This is a genomic window from Variovorax cryoconiti (assembly GCF_051216395.1).
In the GTDB taxonomy this organism is placed as follows: domain Bacteria; phylum Pseudomonadota; class Gammaproteobacteria; order Burkholderiales; family Burkholderiaceae_C; genus Variovorax.
This window is the reverse complement of the sequence record NZ_JBPJZI010000007.1, coordinates 115,381-133,751: the sequence shown is the minus strand read 5'-3', so window position 1 is coordinate 133,751 and position 18,371 is coordinate 115,381. Positions and strand designations below refer to the sequence as shown.

At 67.9% G+C, this 18,371-nt stretch carries 12 protein-coding genes and 1 pseudogene; 10 read left to right on the top strand and 3 right to left on the bottom strand.

The window, feature by feature from the left end:
• The first annotated feature begins 7 nt into the window (after positions 1 to 7).
• From ACSFA2_RS17795 to ACSFA2_RS17785, 3 genes are read left to right on the top strand one after another with little or no spacing between them, the layout of a single operon-like run.
• A complete protein-coding gene (locus ACSFA2_RS17795) occupies positions 8 to 1,057 on the top strand; it encodes an SPFH domain-containing protein (protein WP_435456645.1) in 1,050 nt (349 codons plus the stop codon).
• A gap of 9 nt (positions 1,058 to 1,066) precedes the next feature.
• Positions 1,067 to 2,548 carry a DUF4178 domain-containing protein gene (locus ACSFA2_RS17790; RefSeq protein WP_435456644.1) on the top strand — a complete coding sequence of 494 codons (1,482 nt, stop codon included), beginning with the start codon at positions 1,067 to 1,069 and terminating at the stop codon, positions 2,546 to 2,548.
• A gap of 40 nt (positions 2,549 to 2,588) precedes the next feature.
• Entirely contained in the window at positions 2,589 to 2,810 is a 222-nt protein-coding gene (locus ACSFA2_RS17785) for a DUF350 domain-containing protein (protein WP_435456643.1), read from the top strand.
• Positions 2,811 to 2,834: 24 nt separating this feature from the next.
• Here the strand turns inward: ACSFA2_RS17785 and ACSFA2_RS17780 are convergent, their stop codons facing one another.
• On the bottom strand, positions 2,835 to 3,350 hold the full coding sequence (locus tag ACSFA2_RS17780; protein WP_435456642.1) for a hypothetical protein: 516 nt from the start codon (positions 3,348 to 3,350) through the stop codon (positions 2,835 to 2,837).
• A 63-nt stretch (positions 3,351 to 3,413) separates the two neighbouring features.
• Between ACSFA2_RS17780 and ACSFA2_RS17775 the strand changes: the two genes are divergently transcribed.
• Together ACSFA2_RS17775 and ACSFA2_RS17770 are read left to right on the top strand one after the other, a co-directional pair.
• Positions 3,414 to 5,000, top strand: a complete 1,587-nt coding sequence (locus tag ACSFA2_RS17775) for a polyamine aminopropyltransferase (protein WP_435456641.1) — start codon at positions 3,414 to 3,416, stop codon at positions 4,998 to 5,000.
• Positions 5,001 to 5,002: 2 nt separating this feature from the next.
• The gene (locus ACSFA2_RS17770) at positions 5,003 to 6,580 is read left to right on the top strand and encodes an FAD-dependent oxidoreductase (RefSeq protein ID WP_435456640.1); all 1,578 of its coding nucleotides are present in this window, start codon (positions 5,003 to 5,005) and stop codon (positions 6,578 to 6,580) included.
• Positions 6,581 to 6,593: 13 nt separating this feature from the next.
• Here ACSFA2_RS17770 and ACSFA2_RS17765 read toward each other — a convergent pair whose 3' ends face one another.
• Positions 6,594 to 7,376 carry a helix-turn-helix transcriptional regulator gene (locus tag ACSFA2_RS17765; RefSeq protein WP_435456639.1) on the bottom strand — a complete coding sequence of 261 codons (783 nt, stop codon included), beginning with the start codon at positions 7,374 to 7,376 and terminating at the stop codon, positions 6,594 to 6,596.
• 102 nt (positions 7,377 to 7,478) lie between these two features.
• Here ACSFA2_RS17765 and ACSFA2_RS17760 point away from each other — a divergent pair, with 102 nt between their 5' ends.
• Complete coding sequence (locus ACSFA2_RS17760) at positions 7,479 to 7,964, top strand: DUF3237 domain-containing protein (protein ID WP_435456638.1); 486 nt, start codon at positions 7,479 to 7,481, stop codon at positions 7,962 to 7,964.
• Between the two features lie 46 nt (positions 7,965 to 8,010).
• Positions 8,011 to 9,009 carry a Bug family tripartite tricarboxylate transporter substrate binding protein gene (locus ACSFA2_RS17755; protein WP_435456637.1) on the top strand — a complete coding sequence of 333 codons (999 nt, stop codon included), beginning with the start codon at positions 8,011 to 8,013 and terminating at the stop codon, positions 9,007 to 9,009.
• 21 nt (positions 9,010 to 9,030) lie between these two features.
• Here ACSFA2_RS17755 and ACSFA2_RS17750 read toward each other — a convergent pair.
• Positions 9,031 to 9,648 (bottom strand): annotated as a pseudogene (locus tag ACSFA2_RS17750) (M24 family metallopeptidase); the annotation flags it as partial.
• Between ACSFA2_RS17750 and ACSFA2_RS17745 the strand changes: the two are divergent.
• From ACSFA2_RS17745 to pbpC, 3 genes are all read left to right on the top strand, one after another.
• Positions 9,600 to 9,725, top strand: a complete 126-nt coding sequence (locus ACSFA2_RS17745; RefSeq protein WP_435456767.1) for a DUF2269 family protein — start codon at positions 9,600 to 9,602, stop codon at positions 9,723 to 9,725. The pseudogene ACSFA2_RS17750 and the gene ACSFA2_RS17745 overlap by 49 nt on opposite strands.
• Positions 9,726 to 10,098: 373 nt before the next feature.
• Positions 10,099 to 15,969, top strand: a complete 5,871-nt coding sequence (locus ACSFA2_RS17740; protein ID WP_435456636.1) for an alpha-2-macroglobulin family protein — start codon at positions 10,099 to 10,101, stop codon at positions 15,967 to 15,969.
• A gap of 20 nt (positions 15,970 to 15,989) precedes the next feature.
• Positions 15,990 to 18,314: a penicillin-binding protein 1C gene (gene pbpC, locus ACSFA2_RS17735; protein ID WP_435456635.1), complete on the top strand. Its 2,325-nt coding sequence runs from the start codon at positions 15,990 to 15,992 to the stop codon at positions 18,312 to 18,314.
• Positions 18,315 to 18,371: the final 57 nt, after the last annotated feature.

The window sequence follows — 18,371 nt, the reverse complement described above, 5'->3', positions numbered from 1 at the left end:
GAGCGCCATGGCACTGATGGATTTCATCAAGAAACAGTTCATCGACATCATCCAGTGGACCGAGTCCGGCGATGGCACGCTGGCCTGGCGCTTCCCGATGGCGGAGATGGAAATCCAGAACGGGGCCTCGCTCACCGTGCGCGAGTCGCAGGTGGCGGTGTTCGTGAACGAAGGCAAGGTCGCCGACGTGTTCGGCCCTGGCATGTACAAGCTGACGACGCAGACGCTGCCCGTGCTCACGTACCTGAAGAACTGGGACAAGCTCTTCGAGTCGCCCTTCAAGACCGACGTCTACTTCTTCAGCACCCGCCAGCAGATCGACCAGAAGTGGGGCACGCCGCAGCCGATCACGATCCGCGACAAGGACTTCGGCGCGGTGCGCCTGCGCGCCTTCGGCAACTACGCGTTCCGCATCGGCGATGCCAAGCTGTTCCACACCGAGATCTCCGGCACGCGCGACATCTACACCGTGGCCGACCTCGACGGCCAGCTGCGCGGCCTGGTGCTGCAGAACATCAGCAACGCCATCGCGTCGAGCGGCGTGCCCTTCCTCGATCTCGCCGCCAACCAGATCGAATTCGCCAACGCGCTGTCGACGCAACTGCAGCCCGAGTTCGCCAAGATCGGCGTTCAGCTCGAGGCGATCACGGTGCAGAACGTCTCGCTGCCCGAAGAGTTGCAGAAGGTGCTCGACCAGAAGATCGGCATGGGCATGGTCGGCGGCGACATGGGCAAGTTCATGCAGTACCAGACGGCGCAGGCCATTCCAAAATTCGCCGAAGGCTCGGCCAACGGCGGTGGCGGCATCGCGGGCGACGCCATGGGCCTGGGCGCTGGCGTGGCGCTGGGCCAGGTGCTGGCGCAGAACCTCGCGCAGGGACTGAACCCGAACGCAGCGGCGACTGCTGCGGTGGCCGCTGCGGCACCCGTGACCGAGATCAGCGCCAACGAGGTGATGGCCACGCTCGAGAAGCTGGGCGACCTCAAGACCAAGGGCATCCTGACCCAGGAAGAGTTCGACGCCAAGAAGGCGGAGCTGCTCAAGAAGCTGGTCTAAGCACCCGCGATGGCTGAGCTACCAGGCGCCCAGCGCGCCTACCGTGCGCCCTGCCCCGGTTGCGGCGCACCGGTCGAATTCAGGTCCGCGCAATCGGCATTCGCCGTCTGTCCGTACTGCCAGAGTACCGTCGTCCGTCAGGGCGAAACGCTCGCGCGCATCGGCAAGATGGCGGAGCTGTTCGACGACTTCAGCCCGCTGCAGCTCTTCGCGGCGGGCCGCGTCGACGGTCAGCCTTTCACGTTGGTCGGCCGGCTGCAGTACGCCTACCCCGGCGGTCGCTGGACCGAGTGGATCGCCGCGCTGGATGGCGAGCGCACCGGGCTGCTGAGCGAGGACAACGGCGCTTTCGTCTTCTCGCTGCCCCACACGCTGGAGCGCGACGCACCGCCGACCGGCGACCTGCGCGTCGGCGCCACCACCGTCTTCAACGGCCAGAGCTACACGGTTGCGTCGAACGAGCAGGTGACGCTGGTGTCGGCGCAGGGCGAGCTGCCGCGGCTGCCCGATCTGGGCAAGCCCTTCGCGGTGGTCGAGCTGCGCAGTGACCAGGGCCAGGTGCTCAGCCTCGACTACGACACGCAACCGCCCGGCGCCTACCTCGGCCGCGCGGTGCGGCTCGAAGACCTGCAGCTCACCGGCCTGCGCGACGAATCGACGAAAGAAGAAAAGGGCCGCAGCTTCGCCTGCCCCAATTGCGGCGCGCCGGTCACGGTGAACCTGGCCGACAGCAAGAGCATCACCTGCGGCAACTGCCACAGCATCATCGACCTGTCGCAGGGCATCGGCGGCGAGCTCAAGCACGCCGAGCAGGACGAGCCGGTGCGCCCGCTGATCGCGCTGGGCAGCGTCGGACAACTGCAGGGCGTGAACTGGCAGGTGGTCGGCTTCCAGCACCGCATGGGCAACGAACCCGGCGACGACGAGCATTTCGGCTGGAACGAGTACCTGCTCTACAACCGCCAGCGCGGCTTCAGCTTTCTGGTCGATGCCGAAGACGGCTGGAGCATGGTCGCGCCGACCACCGGCGCGCCCAGCATGGCCGAGAGCGGCAAGACCGCGAAGTACCTCGGCAAGGGCTACCAGCAGCAGGTCGCGTACAACGCCGAGACCACTTACGTGGCGGGCGAGTTCTACTGGCAGGTCGAGCGCGGGCAGAAGACCTTCAACCGCGACTTCGCCAACGGCAACGCGCTGCTGTCGATGGAGCGCTCGGCCAACGAACTGACCTGGTCGTCCGGCAGCAAGATGGACAGCGCGACGGTGGCCGCCGCCTTCAAGCTCGACGCGAAGAAGGACATGTTCAAGCGGGCCGACGCCGCGCCGCTGAGCGCGGCGTCGAGCATGGGCTGCGGCACCATCATCCTCGTCATCGTGGTGATCCTCGTCCTGCTGATCATCCTGAGCACCTGCAGTTCGTCGGGCGGCTCGTCGACGCGCAGTTCCGGCGGCTCGTACGGCGGCTATTCCAGTGGCGGCGGTCACAAATGACCGTCGCCCTTTCACACACCCTTTTCTTCAGGAGGTTCTCATGATGGGAATTGAATGGCTGCGGCCCGCCGCGTTTCTGGGCTCGATGCTCTACGCCATCATCGGCGTGCTGATCTTCTGGGCCACCTTCCTGATCATCGACAAGCTCACGCCCTACGACCTCTGGCGGGAGATCATCGAGAAGCAGAACCGCGCGCTCGGCATGGTGGTCGCGGCGATGTGCCTGGGCATCTCGATCATCGTGGCCGCCGCGATCCACTGAGCGACCGAGCGTGCCCGTCGGAGCTCAGGGCGCCTTGCCGAGAACCACAGACTCCAGGAACGGGACCGAGGCGCTGGGGTCCGTGTAGGTCACGATGCCCGAGATGCGCATCGGCGTTCCGGGCGGGATCACCTGGTAGTCATCGCTCAGGTAGGAAGTCGTCTCGGCGGAAAATTGGCTGTCGACCAGGATGGCGTTGCGGATGCGGTTGCCGGACGCGAACATGTCGGGGTTGGCGGCCGCCATCCGGTCGATCCGGATCTTCGCCCGGCCGATCGACTTGCTGCGGCAATCGGGCCCGACATGGATTTCGGCGCTGACGATGTCACCCACGCGAAACTTGTTCCGGATCGTGCACAGCAGCGGATAACCCACCACCGCAACACGCTGGTTCGACAGTGTCTGTCCTTGGGTGATGAGGTCGATGTCGGCTCCCGCCAGCGTTCGACCAAAGTCGGAGGGTGGCTCGGTCTTGGCGCCGCAGCCGGTGAGTGTGACGAGCGCGAGTGCGGCACAGGCCGCGAGTTGGACTGTTTTCATGTTTCCCCTGATGCTTCTTTTTTGGAACGGCGAGTCTCACATGCGAACCAGGATCGGCAGCCGATGACCCGCGCAGCCAGGCCGGATCCACCGGAAAAACTGCGCATTCCCGGCGCCTCTTCTGCGAGCGCCCGCAGCCCGGATGCGGTCGCTGTCGCCCTCCTCGCCAGCGTCTTCGTGGTGGCCGCCTGCGGGCTGGTCTACGAGCTGAGCGCGGCGGCGCTGAGTTCCTACCTGCTTGGCGATTCGGTGCTGCAGTTCAGCACCATCATCGGCACCTACCTCTTCGCCATGGGCGTGGGTTCGTGGCTCTCGCGCTACTTCGAGCGGCAGCTGCCCGCGCACTTCCTGCGCATCGAGCTGCTGGTCGCGCTCGTCGGCGGCGCGCTGCCGGCGCTGCTCTTCATCGCCAACGCCTACATCCCCGGCGCCTTCCGCCTGCTGCTCTACGGACTGGTGGTCGTGGTGGGCACACTGGTCGGCCTGGAGATCCCGCTGGTCATGCGCATCCTCAAGCGCAACACGGCGCTGAAGGACCTGGTGTCGCAGGTGCTGACCTTCGACTACCTCGGCGCGCTGGCGGTGTCGGTCGCCTTCCCGCTGATCCTCGTGCCGCAGCTCGGCATGATCCGCACGGGGCTGCTGTTCGGCTTCATGAACGCGGCCGTCGCGCTGTGGGCGCTGTGGATGTTCCGGCACGAGCTGCGGCAGTTCGGCGCGCACCTTGCGGCGTGCGTGCTGACCTTGGCCGTGCTGGTCGCAGGCTTCGTCTTCGCCGACCACATCACCACGCTGGCCGAAGACAAGTTCTACCAGGACCGCATCGTCTTCAGCGCCACCTCGCCGTACCAGCGCATCGTGGTGACGCGCGGCAGTGCGGGGCACCGGCTGTTCCTCAACGGCAACCTGCAGTTCGCCGAGCGCGACGAGTACCGTTACCACGAGGCGCTGGTGCACCCCGTGATGGCGGCGCACGGCGCGCCGAAGAAGGTGGCGGTGCTGGGTGGCGGCGACGGCATGGCGGTGCGCGAGATCCTCAAGTACCCGTCGGTGGCGTCGGTCACGCTGGTGGAGCTCGATCCGAACATGACGCGGCTCTTCGCGGAGCACGAGACGCTGTCGGCGCTCAACGGCGGCGCGCTGAAGTCGCCGAAGCTGAAGATCGTCAACACCGATGCGTTCAAGTGGCTGCAGGAAGGTGACGACACGTTCGACGTCATCGTTGTGGACTTCCCCGATCCCACCAACTTCGCCATCGGCAAGCTCTACACCAACTCCTTCTATGCGCTGCTCGACAAGCGCCTGGCCGCCAGCGGCTACGCGGTGGTGCAGACGACTTCGCCGCTGATCGCGCGCCAGAGCTTCTGGACGGTGGCGACCACCATCGAATCCGTCGGCCTCACGGCGACGCCGTACCACGTGCATGTGCCGAGCTTCGGCGAATGGGGCTTTGTCATCGCGAGCCATCGGCCCTACCGCCGGCCCGAGGCGCTGCCGGCCGGCCTGCGCTATCTGTCGCTCCCCACGCTGCCGCTGATGTTCGACTTCCCGCTCGACATGGCGCGCGTGCCGGCCGAGGTGAACCGGCTGTCGAACCAGACGCTCGTGACGACCTACGAGCGCGAGTGGGGCAAGGTCTCGGGGCATTGACGATGCAGCGCCGCGCATTCATCGGCAGCGCCTTGGGCGCGAGTGCTTTGGCGCTGTCGGGCTGCGACGCGTCGCACACCATCGCGGGCGGCTTCACCGGCATCGACGTCGCGCGCGGCCATGCGCTGCGCGATGGCGCCTGGCGTGCCGGCGCACCGTCGGCCGTGCGGCGCACGCGCGTGCTCATCGCCGGCGGCGGCGTCGCGGGCCTTGCGGCTGCGCGGGCCTTGCGCGCCCGCGGCGTCGACGACTTCGTGCTGCTCGAACTGGAAGACACGGCCGGCGGCAACAGCCGCGGCGGCACGGTCGGAGGCATCGCCTGTCCGCTCGGCGCGCACTACCTGCCGGTGCCCGGGGACGATGCCCACGAGGTGCAGGACCTGCTCGAAGAACTCGGCCTGCGTCGACGGGTGGCCGGCCGCTGGGAATACGACGAGCGACACCTGTGCCACAGCCCGCAGGAGCGGCTCTTCTTCCAGGGCGAATGGCACGACGGCCTGCTGCCGGTGCAGGGTGTCGGCACCGGGACGCTGGCGCAGTACCGTCGCTTCGCGCAGCGCGTCGATGAACTGCAGCACGCCGCGCGCTTCGCGATCCCTTCCCTGCGCGCGCATTCCACATCGGCATCGCTCGCGCTCGACGCCATGACCTTCGGGCAATGGCTCGATGCCGAGGATCTGAGCGACGCGCACCTGCGCTGGTACCTTGAGTATTCCTGCCGCGACGACTACGGTGCAGGCGTCGCGCAGGTGTCGGCCTGGGCCGGCATCCACTACTTCGCGAGCCGCCACGGTTTCCACGCACCGGGCGACGACAGCGCGGACCGCGACGCGGTGCTCACCTGGCCCGAAGGCAACGGCTGGCTCACGCAGCGCCTGGCCGCGCCGCTGGGCGATCGGCTGCGCACTGGGCAGGTCGTCACGCGCATCGCGGAAACGCGCGACGGCGTCGAGGTCGATGTGTTCGATGCGGCGACGAAGGCGCTGGTGCGCTGGCAGGCCGAGCGCTGCATCGTCGCGCTGCCGGTCTTCATCGCCGCGCGCGTGCTGGAGAACCCGCCGGAGCTTCTTCGCCGTGCCACGGCTGCATTGCAGTACGCGCCCTGGCTGGTGGCGAACCTGCATCTCGACACGCCGCTGGCCGACCGGGCGGGCGCCGCGCCGAGCTGGGACAACGTGGTCTACGGCACGCGCGGCCTCGGCTACGTTGATGCGCGTCACCAGACGCTCGACCCGACCCCGCGCGCGACCGTGCTGACCTGGTACCGCCCGCTCGGCCCGAGCGCCTTCGATGGCGCCGACGGCCGCCGCCAGCTGCTCGACCAGCCCTGGTCCGCCTGGCGCGATGCGCTCCTGGCCGAGCTGTCGGTGCCGCACCCCGACATCGCCGAGCGTGCCACGCGCATCGACATCACGCGCTACGGCCACGCCATGGCGATCCCGACGCCGGGGCTGCGCGCGGCGCTGGGCAACGAGGGCTCCGTGGTGGCCGGCCGGCTCGCCTTCGCGCACGCCGACTGGTCGGGCTATTCGATCTTCGAGGAAGCGTTCACGCGCGGGCACCTGGCGGGCAGCCTGTGATCGCGCGAGCACCTCACCCCGCCAGCACCCGCGCAAACAGTTCGTTTCGGAAGTGGATGCCCAGCCGCGCGAAGGCGCGGTTGCGGTAGGTCTTGACCGTCGGCAGCGCGAGGCCGAGGTCGCTCGCGATGCCGTCCTGCGTCATGCCTTGCAGCAGGCGCACGCACACCGCGCGCTCGCGCTCGGTCAATGCCGGGCACAGGCTGCGCAGGCGTCCTTCCATGTCGTGCGCGCTGGCGTCGGCGGCCGAGGGGCCGTACGGTGGCGACAACGCCATGTGCTTGCGCACCAGTGCCAGCAGCGCCGGCGCCAGCGTACCGAAGCTGTCGAGCACGGCGTCGCTGAAGGCGCGCTGGTGACCGTGCCGGTAGAAGTTGATGGCGAAGACGCCGCCGTCGTCCTGCGTCTGCGCGATCGACACGCGCTCGGCCACGCCGTGTGCCTCGTAGACCTTCATCCGGTGTTCTTCCGGCACTTCGTGGGCCGTCAGGTGGCACAGCAGCGGCGCGTGGTCGGCGGCGTTCGATGTCTGCGCGAAGCTGCGGTCGCCGCGGTGTGGTCCGCTCAAGTAGGCGCGCCAGCAGTCGCGCGTGGTGTCGGGCACGCCACGCGCGGCCGACAGGAACAGCGCGGGCCGCTGGCCGAGCCGATACACCGACCACGAGGCGGCCGGCACCAGATCCTGCAGCCGGTCCAGCACGGCCGTGCCGAAGCGCGGGCTGCCGATGTGGCTGATGAGTTCGGTCAGCACCTGGGTGCGCCGGTCGCTCGCGGGGGCGGCCTGCCAGCTTCTCATGGCGAGGCGAACCGGCGCGGCGAGGGAGCGACAGGGGCGGCATGCATCCTGTCATCTTCCGGGATGACAGACCGGCCGGCCCCCGGTAATTACGCTAGCGGCATGCCCTCGAACCCTGCGTCGCATTCCTTCGCTGCACCCACGCTCGACCATTTCGTCGTCCTCCGTGTGGAGGTCGGCGCGCCGCAGGATATCGGCGTCACGCCGCGCGGCCGGCGACGTTTGGTGCCGATCACCGGCGGCTCGGCCGAAGGCCACGGCTGGCGGGCACGCGTGGCGCCGGGCGGTGCCGACTTCCAGCTGATGACGGCCAGCGGCATGAGCGACCTCGATGCGCGTTACACACTCGAGACCGATGCCGGCGACTGGATCTACGTGCAGAACACGGCCTTGCGCTGCGGCGCACCCGAGGCGATGGCCCGGCTTGCGCGGGGCGAGCCGGTTGACCCAGCGGAAATCTACTTCCGCTGCGCGCCGCGCTTCGAGACGGCGTCGCTCGCGCTCGGCTGGATCAACGAGCGGCTCTTCGTCGGCAGCGGCGTGCGCCGTCCCGACTGTGTCGAGATGGCGTTCTTCACCGTCACATAGGCGGTTCGACCGGATCGTCCCCCCCCCAAAAAAACAGGAGACAGACATGAGCAATTTCCGCATATCGCGCCGCCACGCGGCATTGGCAGTAGCCGCCGCATGGGCCGCCTGCACCGCCCTGCCGGCCTTCGCCCAAGGCAGTGGCTACCCCGACAGGCCGGTGCGCCTCATCGTCGGCTTCCCGGCGGGCACCGGCCCCGACATCGTCGCGCGCCTGCTGGCGCAGAAGCTGTCGGAAAGCTGGGGCAACCTGGGCGTGGTGGTCGACAACAAGCCGGGGGCCGGCGGGCTGATCGCCGCCAGCGAGGCGGCCCGCGCCGCGCCCGACGGCTACACGCTGATGCTGGGCGAGACCGGCCAGCTGAGCATCGCGCCCAGCAGCTACAACCGCCTGCCCTACGACCCGGTGAAGGACTTCGTGCCGGTGAGCCAGGTGGTCGTGTCGGACTTCGTGCTGCTGGTCAATCCGCAGAAAGTGCCGTCGAAGAACGTGCGCGAGTTCGTCGACTGGAGCAAGCAGCAGAAGGGCCTGTTCATGGCGACCTTCGGTGCCGGCACGCCGGGCCATTTCGGCGCCTACATGTTCGGCGACGCGATCGGTCAGAAGCCCGAGCCGGTGCATTACCGCAACACGGCCGATGCCCTGGGCGCGCTGTACGCGGGCGACGTGTCCGGCGTGTTCGCTTCGGTCGGCCTGGCGGCATCGACCGTGAAGTCGGGCAAGCTGGTGGCGCTGGGCAGCACCGGCGCCGTGCGAAGCCCGTCGCTGCCCGACGTGCCGACCATCCAGGAGCAGGGCTACCCCAAGCTCGCGTTCACCTCGTGGTTCGGCATTGTTGCGCCGGCGAAGACGCCGCCGGACATCGTGCGCAAGCTGAATGCGGACATCGTGCGAGCGATGCAGTCGGCCGACGGCCGGCAGAAGATGCTGGACGCGGGCTTCCGCGCGACCGGCACCGGCATGGCGGAGTTCGCGCAGCTGATCGCCGACGACACGGTGGCCTGGGGCAAGGCGGTGGCGGCGACCGGCTTCAAGGCGGACTGAGGCCGAGTCGGGCGCGCGGCCTCAGCGCATCGGTGCCTCGATCTCGTCGGCATCGACCGGCACGTCGCGCGTGGTCAGCTCGCAGCCGTTGGCGGTGACGATCGCATCGTCCTCGATGCGGATGCCGATGTGGTGGAACTGCGCCGGGACGCCCTCGCCCGGCCGCACGTAGATGCCGGGTTCGATGGTCAGCACCATGCCTGGGTGCAGGATGCGGCTGGGGCGGTTCTTGATGGTCTCGCCGCTCAGCGGGTCCTTGCGTTCGCTCACCTCGCCCTGCTGCGTGGGCTCGACGTAGCTGCCGCAGTCGTGCACGTCCATGCCCATCCAGTGGCCGGTGCGGTGCATGTAGAACGGGAAGTAGGCGCGCTGCGCGATCACGTCCTCGAGGCTGCCGACCTTGTTCGCGTCGAGCAGGCCGACGTCGAGCATGCCCTGCGCGAGCACCTTCACGGCCGCCTCGTGCGGGTCGTTGAAGCGGTTGCCGGCCTTGGTGGCGGCCACCGCGGCGTATTGGCTGGCCAGCACGATGTCGTACAGCGCGCGCTGCGGGCCGGTGAATTTGCCGTCGGCCGGGAAGGCACAGCGCGATGGCGCGCCGCTGCCGCCGCTGTACGCGCTACCAGCGTCGATGGGAACTGCTCGGCTATTCGGCCTTCGTGGCCATGGTCGCGGTGTTCTATCTGATGGTGAACAAGCCGACGCTTCCGTTCTGAAATGAAACCACCCCTGTTGCACCTGCTGTGCCTCCCCTCGAGGGGGCGCACCAGGCCGCCTGGCACAGCCAGTTTCGCGGGGTCCTCTGGCATGGGTTGCGCCGTCGCCATGGAGCACTGAATTGGCCCCGGTGCTGGCCCGTTCAATTTTCACGCAAACTTCACATCCAGCGCGGGGATTTCACAGATCACCTGCAGACTGCCAGACACCAACAAAAATATGGGGAGGGCTTCCATGCTTCAAGTTGCCAATCGAAAACTAGCGTCGCTCAGCGACTTGCTCTTCACCGGGCTGGGCCGCGTGCTCGGCGTCTTGCGTCCGTTGGCGCGCGGACTCATCGGTTCTTGGCGACCCCCGGGGTGGCTGCGCATTGTGGGCGCCTTTCTGCTTTTCGGCCTGCAGTGGCTGCAGCAACGGCTGGCCTGGCTGGTCGTGCTGGCGTTGCTGGTGGTGGCCGGCTGGTTCGCCAGCCCGCATGTGCTCAAGTGGTGGCATGGCCTCACGCCCGACCGCGTCGAGCCGGTCGTTTCCACCGCGCAGATCGTGCCGCCGCCGCGCACGCAGATCGAAAACGACAAGGGACCGAACCCCGTCATCATCAATTTCTCCGCTTCGGTTGCGCCGATCTCGCGCATCGGCCAGGAGGCGACCGGAATCATCATCGAGCCCGCCATTGCCGGGCGTTGGACCTGGAGCAGCCAGAAGAAGCTGGAGTTCCTGCCCGCGCAGGACTGGCCGGTGGGCCAGCCCTACAAGGTGCAGCTGTCGAAGGACGCGCTCGCGCCGCATATCGAGATCGAGCAGCGCAAGTACGAGTTCACCTCGCCCGAATTCAGCGCGCGCATCGCGGGCGCCGAGTTCTATCAGGACCCCGTGCAGGCCAACGTGCGCCGCGCCCTCTTCCAGGTGCGCTTCTCGCACCCGGTGAACACGGCCGAATTCGAGAAGCGCGTGGTGCTGACGTATGACCAGGCCTGCAGCACCTCCTTCTTCAGCGTGGGCAAATGCGCGAGCGAGAAGTTCACCGTCAGCTACGACAAGCTGCGCCTCACCGCCACCCTGCAGTCCGAGCCCCTGCCCATCCCCGAGAAGACACGCCCCGTGGTGTTCAGCCTCACGGCCGGCGCGGTCGCGCAAAAGGGCGGCCCGGGCCTGCGCAGCGACGTCTCGCGCGCGGTGGACATCCCTGGTCTCTTCAGCCTCGACATCTCCAGCGTCGACCCGACCATCGTCACGGGCGACAACGGCGAACCTGAGCATGTGATGCACATCACCGCCTCGATGCCGGTGCACGAGCGGGAAATGGCGCGCGTGGTGCAGGCCTGGCTCCTGCCCGCCACCGAAGAAGCCAAGGGCGACCCGGACGAGAAGTTCGACTGGTCCGCCGAGCCTTCGAAGGTGACCGACGCGGTGCTGCGCCGCGCGAAGAAGATCGCCCTGCAGCCCATCGCCAGCGAGCGCGAAGTGACCGAGATGGTCAGCTTCCGGCTGCCGCAGGCCGAGGGCGGCCGCTACCTGCTGGTGCGCGTGGCGAAGGGCTTGAAGACGCCCGGCGGCTACCAGCTCGGTGCCGCGCGACAAGACGTGCGCTTGCTCAAGACCTTTGCGCCCGAACTCACCATCATGAGCCAGGGCTCGCTGCTCGCCCTCTCGGGCGAACGCAAGCTGCCGATCCTGGTGCGCGACCTGCCCGGCATCCGCCTGGAAATCGGCCGCCTGCTGCCGCAGCAGTTGCAGCACCTGGTCACCCAGACCAACGGCGACTTCGCGCGTCCGCAGTTCAACAGCGCCCTGCAGTCGGACAACCTCGTCGACCGCTTCGAGAAGGAGATTCCGCTCAGCATTCCCGCGGGCAAGGCGCACTACGAAACCGTGGACTTCGCCGAGTACCTGCGCAGCGACGTGGCCGACCGCCGCGGTGTGTTCCTGCTGAAGGTGCAGGGCTACGACCCCAAGGCCAAGAAGAAGCCCGAGGGCGAAGACGCACAGGCGCAGCCCGAAGAGCAACAGCAGGAAGAGCAGCCGTCGGAAGGCGAAGGCGACACCGAAAGCGGCAACCCCGAAGACCAGAAGGACCAGCGCCTGGTACTGGTCACCGACCTGGGCATCGTCGCCAAGAAGTCGCTCGATGGCACCCGCGACGTGTTCGTGCAGAGCATCGCCAACGGCCAGCCCGTGGCCGGCGCGCTGGTCGAGGTGTGGGGGCGCAACGGCATGATCATCGCGTCGCAATCCACCGATGCCACCGGCGCCGCCAAGCTGCCCAACCTCGCCGGCTACCAGCGCGAGAAGGCACCGGTGGTGCTGGTGGTGCGCAAGGACGGCGATCTGAGCTTCCTGCCCTTCAACCGCAGCGACCGCACGCTCGACATCTCGCGCTTCGACGTCGGCGGCCTGCGCGCGGCCGGCGTGCCGAACCAGATGACGGCCTATGTGTTCAGCGACCGCGGCATCTACCGCCCGGGCGACACCATGCACATCGCGATGATGGTCAAGGCCGGCAACTGGGGCACGTCGCTGCGCGACCTGCCGCTGGAGGCTGAGATCATCGATGCGCGCGGCCTCGGCGTGCGCCGCGAGAAGCTCAAGCTCGGTCCCGGCGGCGCGGCGGAAATCGCCCACACCACGCAAGATACGTCCCCCACCGGCAACTACACCGTCAACCTCTACCTGCCGCGCGAATCGTCGCCCGGCAATCCCGAGGTGGCAGGCCTGCTGATCGGCAGCACCATGGTGAAGGTGCAGGAATTCCTGCCCGACCGCACCAAGGTCGTCGCCAAGCTCAGCAACGAAGTGGCCGAAGGCTGGGTCAAGCCCAAGGACCTGAAGGCGCTCATCGACGTGCAGAACCTCTTCGGCACGCCCGCGCCCGACCGCAAGGTGGAAGGCACGCTCACGCTGAGCCCGGCCTTCCCGGTGTTCCGCGCCTTCGCCGACTACGCCTTCTTCGATCCGCAGCGCGCCACCGAAAAGCAGGTCGACGACCTGGGCAGCATGCAGACCAGCGCGGAAGGCAAGGCCGAGTTCGATCTGCGCCTCTCGCGCTTCGATGCCGCGACCTACCAGGTGCACGTGCTCGCCAAGGCCTTCGAACCCGAGGGCGGGCGCAGTGTCTCGGCCGAAACCCAGACGCTGGTGAGCGACATGCCTTACCTCGTGGGCGTGAAGGTCGATGGCGACACCAGCTACGTGAGCAAGGGTGCCGAGCGCAACGCCACCGTGATCGCCATCGACCCGCAGGCGAAGAAGACGGCCGTGGCCGACCTGAAGATCGAGCGCGTGGAGCGCAAGGTGCTGTCGGTGCTCGTCAAGCAGGACAACGGCCTCTATCGCTATGAATCGCGCAAGAAGGAGATCGTGATCGACGAGAAGCCGCTGGCCATCGTCGCGGCCGGCAACACCATTGCGCTGAACACATCCGCCCCCGGCAACTTTGCCTACGTGGTGCGCAATGCAGGCGGGTTGGAGCTCAACCGTGTCGAGTACAGCGTCGCGGGCAACGCCAACGTCTCGCGCTCGCTGGACCGCAACGCCGAACTGCAGCTCACGCTCGACCGCAAGGACTACGAGCCGGGACAGGAGATCGAGGTGAGCATCCGCGCGCCGTACGTGGGTGCCGGCCTCATCACCATCGAGCGCGACAAGGTCTATGTCCACGCGTGGTTCAAGACCGACAAGACCGCCTCGGTGCAGAAGATCACGCTGCCCAAGGACTTCGAAGGCACTGGCTATATCAATGTGCACTTCGTGCGCGACCCGGCCTCGGACGAGGTGTACATGAGCCCGCTGTCGTACGGTGTCATCCCCTTCGCCACCAGCCTGGCCAAGCGCACCGCCAACCTGCAGCTCACCAGCAGCGAGCTCGTGAAGCCCGGCCAGACGGTGAAGATGAAGCTCACCAGCGACAAGCCCACGCGCGCCGTGCTGTTCGCGGTGGACGAAGGCATCCTGCAGGTGGCGCGCTACAAGACACCCGATCCGCTCAAGCACTTCTTCCAGAAGCGCGCGCTCGAAGTGGGTACGCTGCAAACGCTCGACCTGATCCTGCCGGAGTTCAAGAAGCTCATGCAGGGCGCGGCCCCCGGCGGTGACGGCGAAGGCGAGCTCGGCAAGCACCTGAACCCCTTCAAGCGCAAGCGCGACAAGCCGGTGGCCTACTGGTCGGGCCTGGTGGATGTGAACGGCAGCCGCGAGTTCAGCTACACCGTGCCCGAGAGCTTCAACGGCAGCCTGCGTGTGATGGCCGTGGCGGTGAACGACGAGACCACAGCCGCCAAGAGCACCCGCACCGTGGTGCGCGGCGACATGGTGATCCTGCCGAATGCGCCCCTCGCGATGGCGCCCGGCGATACCGTCGAAGTGGGCGTGGGTCTTGCGAACAACATCGCGGGTTCGGGCAAGGAGGTGCCGATCGCGCTCACGCTCACCGCCTCGGGCGGGCTCGAAGTGGTGGGCGACGCGACGCAGACGCTCAAGGTCAACGAGCGCGGCGAAGCGAGCACCAAATTCAACGTGCGCGCCAAGCCGGGCGAGCAGGCGGTGCTGGGTTCTTCGGCGCTGGTGTTCACGTCGGCGTACAAGACCTTCAGTGCACGCCTGTCGACCGAAGTGAGCGTGCGGCCCGCGTCGCCGTTCGTCACGCTGGTGCAGGCCGGCAGCTTCCAACGCGCGGGCGAGTTGAGCAGCAAGGCCGACCTGTATCCGAACTTCCGCAAGAGCGATGTGGCGGTGTCGGCCGCGCCGTGGGCCTTCGCGGCCGGTCTCATGCAGTACCTGGAGGTGTATCCGCACGGCTGCACCGAGCAGATCACGAGCCAGACCTTTCCGGCCGTGTTGCTGTCGGGCCGGCCCGAGCTGGTGAAGGAAATGGCGCGCGGCCGCACGCCCGAGCAAGGCCCGATGCCCGAAGCGCGCAAGACCTTCGAGCGCTACCTCGTTCAGTTGCGCGCACGGCAGACGGCGGACGGCGGCTTCGCGTTGTGGCCTGGCGCCGAGGCCAGTCCCTTCGCCACGCTCTACGCGGTGCACCTGCTGATCGAAGCCAAGGACCACAAACTGCCCGTGCCGCAAGACCTGCTGCAGAAGGCCAACACCTATCTGCAGGGCTGGCTCGGCAGCGGCGACACCTCGCTGGACGGCTGGCGCCAGCGCACGCAGGCGGCCTATCTGCTCACACGCCAGGGCATCATCGCGCCGGCTGCATTGGCCAACCTGCGCGAAGCGTGGCGCAACAAGCAGACGCAAGGCTGGAGCGACGACCTGGGCGCCGTGTACCTCGCCGCGAGCTACCAGCTCGTGAAGCAGGAGCAGGTGGCCAACGAGCTGCTCAGCCCGGTGTGGTCCGACCTGCTCGCGCGCACCGATAAGAAGCAGCGCCGCAATGTCTGGGGCGCCTACTACGACCCGCTGGTACACGACAGCATGACGCTGCACCTGGTGGGTCGCCACTTCCCGTCGCGCCTGAAGACGCTGAAGCCCGAGGTGTGGGAAAGCATGGGCGCGATGGTGCGTGACGGTTGGTACAACAGCCTCTCGTCGGCGTCGATGCTGCTCGCGGTCGACGCGTATTTCGAAGCGGTCACGCAGAACGTCGAGGGCAAGCTGACGGCGCAGAGCGTCAACGCGCAAGGCCAGGCTGCGGCGCTCGCACTGGGCTCTGTGAACCCGATCACGCGTGCTGCGGTGCCCGTCGGTACGGCGAAGCTCAAGCTGTCGAACGACAGCGATTTCAACCTGTACTACAGCTGGGCCGAACAGGGCTTCGAGCGCAACGTGCCCGCCACGCCGGTGAACCAGGGCCTGGAGATCTTCCATGAAGTGCTCGATGCGAAGGGCAACCCGATCACCAAGGCCAGGCTCGGCGAAGAGGTCACGGTGCGAGTGCGCGTGCGCAGCCTCGAGCGCGCGCAGCTCAACGACGTGGCGCTGGTCGACCTGTTGCCTGGTGGCCTGGAGCCGGTGCTGCAGGCGGTGGGTGACGAGAAGGAGGCGGACGCCGATGCGCCGATCTGGAAGAAGCGGATGGGTGGTGGCGGCTCGTGGAAGGTGCAGTACGCCGACATCCGCGAAGACCGCGTGGTGTTCTACGGCGCCGTCGACAAGAACCTGCTCGAAGTGACCTACAAGGCGCGAGCGACCAACGTCGGCGACTTCGTGGTGCCGGCCGCATATGGCGAAGCGATGTATGACCGGCGCGTGTATTCGCGCTCGGCGGGTGCGCGCTTCCAGGTCGTCGAGAACTGACGCAAGGCAGCGAGGTCGTCATGCGCTTCAGCGTGAAGTTGGGACGGTTCCGCAAGCCCGCGTTGTGGGCACTGGCGGTGGCCTTCCTGCTCGCGCTGCTGCGCTTCTGGCCGTACGCACCGCTCAGCGAAACGGTCGGCAGCTCGCGCGCTGTGTACGCGCAGGGCGGCGAGCTCTTGCGCCTTACGCTCGCAAGCGATGAGCAGTACCGGCTCTGGGTGCCGCTCGACCGCATCTCCCCAACGTTGGTCGATGCTGTACTGCTGTACGAAGACCGCCGCTTCTACGCGCACCTCGGCGTCAACCCCGCCGCGCTCGCGCGCAGCGCGTGGCGCATCGCGAGCGGCGAGCGCAGGCAGGGCGGTTCCACCCTCACGATGCAGCTCGCGCGCCGCATTTACGGCATCGACAGCCGCACGGCCATAGGCAAGGTCGCGCAGATCGGTGCGGCGCTCTGGCTGGAGGCGCGCTTCGGCAAGCGCGAGATCTTGGAGGCCTACCTCAACACCGCCCCTTACGGCGGCAACATCGAAGGCGTGCAGGCCGCGAGCCTGATCTACTTTCGCAAGGACGCCGCCAAGCTCAGCCTGCCCGAAGCGCTGACGCTCGCGGTGATTCCGCAGAACCCCGTCAAGCGCATCGCCGAGCGCGGCCGCAATGTCGAGCTGCAATCGGCGCGCGAACGCCTGTGGGCGCTGTGGACTGAGCGCGATCCTGCCGCGAAGCGGCACGCGCCCGACGCGCAGCTCGCACTCTCGGCGCAATCGCGCGGCAGCCTCCCCTTTCTCGCACCGCACGCCACCGACATGCTGCTCGCGCAGGAGCGCGGAGCGCCGGAAATCAGAACCACCATCGACCTGCGCATGCAGGCCACGCTCGAGCGCGTGATGGCCCAGTACCTGCGCACGCATGCCGACGTGGGCATGACCAACGCGAGCGCGCTGCTGCTGGACGCCTCGACCATGCAGGTGCGCGCGCTGATCGGTTCGGCCGACTGGCACAACGACGCCATCGCGGGCCAGGTCAACGGCACGCAGGCCAAGCGCTCTCCGGGTTCCACGCTCAAGCCCTTTATCTATGCGCTCGCGCTCGACCAGGGGCTGCTGCATCCCAAGACCATGCTGAAGGACGCGCCCACGTCCTTCGGCCCCTACACGCCCGAGAACTTCGACCATCGCTTCGCCGGCCCGCTGCCCGCGCAGGAGGCGCTGATCCGCAGCCGCAACATCCCGGCGGTGGCCGTCGCCGCGAAGCTCTCGAAGCCGGGGCTCTACGACTTCATGCGGCTAGGAGGCGTGCAGAAGCTGCAGAGCGAATCGCACTACGGCCTTGCGCTGGTGCTCGGCGGCGGCGAGGTCACGCCGGAAGAACTCGCGGGCCTCTACGCGACGCTGGCTAACGGTGGCATCTCGCAACCGCTGCGCTATACCCAGCCCGCGCCCGACGAGCGTCCGACACAGCCGCTGCGGCTGCTGAGCGAAGAGGCGTCGTTCATCACGCTCGACATGCTGCGCCACACGCCGCGCCCTGACACCACGCTGCCCGCGCGCCCCGCCATCGCATGGAAGACGGGCACCTCGTGGGGCTTTCGCGATGCGTGGACGGCGGGCGTGTTCGGCCGTCATGTGCTGGTGGTGTGGGTCGGCAACTTCGACGGCACCAGCAACCCCGCGCTGGTGGGCGTGGATGCGGCCGCGCCGCTGTTCCTGCGCATGGTCGATGCGCTGCGCGCCGAGCGGCTGGACCCCGGCGAGGTCGCGACGCGGCAGCCGGCCGACCTGCGGCAGGTCGAGGTGTGCATGGCGACGGGCGGGTTGCCCGATGCGCTGTGCCCGGTGCGTACGACGACATGGTTCATCGCCGGCAAGTCGCCGATCCAGGTCAGCAGCCTGCATCGTGCGGTGTGGGTCGACGAGACGACCGGCAAGGTGGTGTGCGGGCCGCAACCGAATGCGCGCCAGCAGGTGGTCGAGCAGTGGGGCAGCGACATGCGCCGGCTGTTCCGCCAGGCCGGTCTGCCGCGCGCGAGCCTGCCGGCCGACGGTTGCGAGAAAGCCAATGCGTCTACGGAGTCGGCACCGCTCATCACCGCGCCGTTGCGCGGCGTGCGGCACACGTTGCGGGTGAAGAAGCCGGAGCCGCTGGTGCTGCGCGCCGAAGCGGCGGCGGGCACGCAGACGATCTACTGGTTTGCCGACGATGCGCTGATCGGCCGCGCCGCGCCCGGCGAAGGCATCACCTGGATGCCCGACATGGCGGACACGGGGCGGCGCTACGTGCTGCGCGCGGTGGACGATCAAGGGCGCGCGGAGTCGCGCGAGGTGACTGTCGACATCGCGCCCTAAGCCGATGTCATGGCGTTGTCATGAAAACGGCAACCGAATCGAAATGGCCCTGTGCAC

Bases quoted from the DNA above. Each gene is read 5' to 3' on its own strand.
- ACSFA2_RS17795 (WP_435456645.1), top strand. From the start codon at position 8: ATGGCACTGATGGATTTCATCAAGAAACAGTTCATCGACATCATCCAG.
- ACSFA2_RS17790 (WP_435456644.1), top strand. From the start codon at position 1,067: ATGGCTGAGCTACCAGGCGCCCAGCGCGCCTACCGTGCGCCCTGCCCC.
- ACSFA2_RS17785 (WP_435456643.1), top strand. From the start codon at position 2,589: ATGATGGGAATTGAATGGCTGCGGCCCGCCGCGTTTCTGGGCTCGATG.
- ACSFA2_RS17780 (WP_435456642.1), bottom strand. From the start codon at position 3,350: ATGAAAACAGTCCAACTCGCGGCCTGTGCCGCACTCGCGCTCGTCACA.
- ACSFA2_RS17775 (WP_435456641.1), top strand. From the start codon at position 3,414: ATGACCCGCGCAGCCAGGCCGGATCCACCGGAAAAACTGCGCATTCCC.
- ACSFA2_RS17770 (WP_435456640.1), top strand. From the start codon at position 5,003: ATGCAGCGCCGCGCATTCATCGGCAGCGCCTTGGGCGCGAGTGCTTTG.
- ACSFA2_RS17765 (WP_435456639.1), bottom strand. From the start codon at position 7,376: ATGAGAAGCTGGCAGGCCGCCCCCGCGAGCGACCGGCGCACCCAGGTG.
- ACSFA2_RS17760 (WP_435456638.1), top strand. From the start codon at position 7,479: ATGCCCTCGAACCCTGCGTCGCATTCCTTCGCTGCACCCACGCTCGAC.
- ACSFA2_RS17755 (WP_435456637.1), top strand. From the start codon at position 8,011: ATGAGCAATTTCCGCATATCGCGCCGCCACGCGGCATTGGCAGTAGCC.
- ACSFA2_RS17745 (WP_435456767.1), top strand. From the start codon at position 9,600: ATGGCGCGCCGCTGCCGCCGCTGTACGCGCTACCAGCGTCGATGGGAA.
- pbpC (WP_435456635.1), top strand. From the start codon at position 15,990: ATGCGCTTCAGCGTGAAGTTGGGACGGTTCCGCAAGCCCGCGTTGTGG.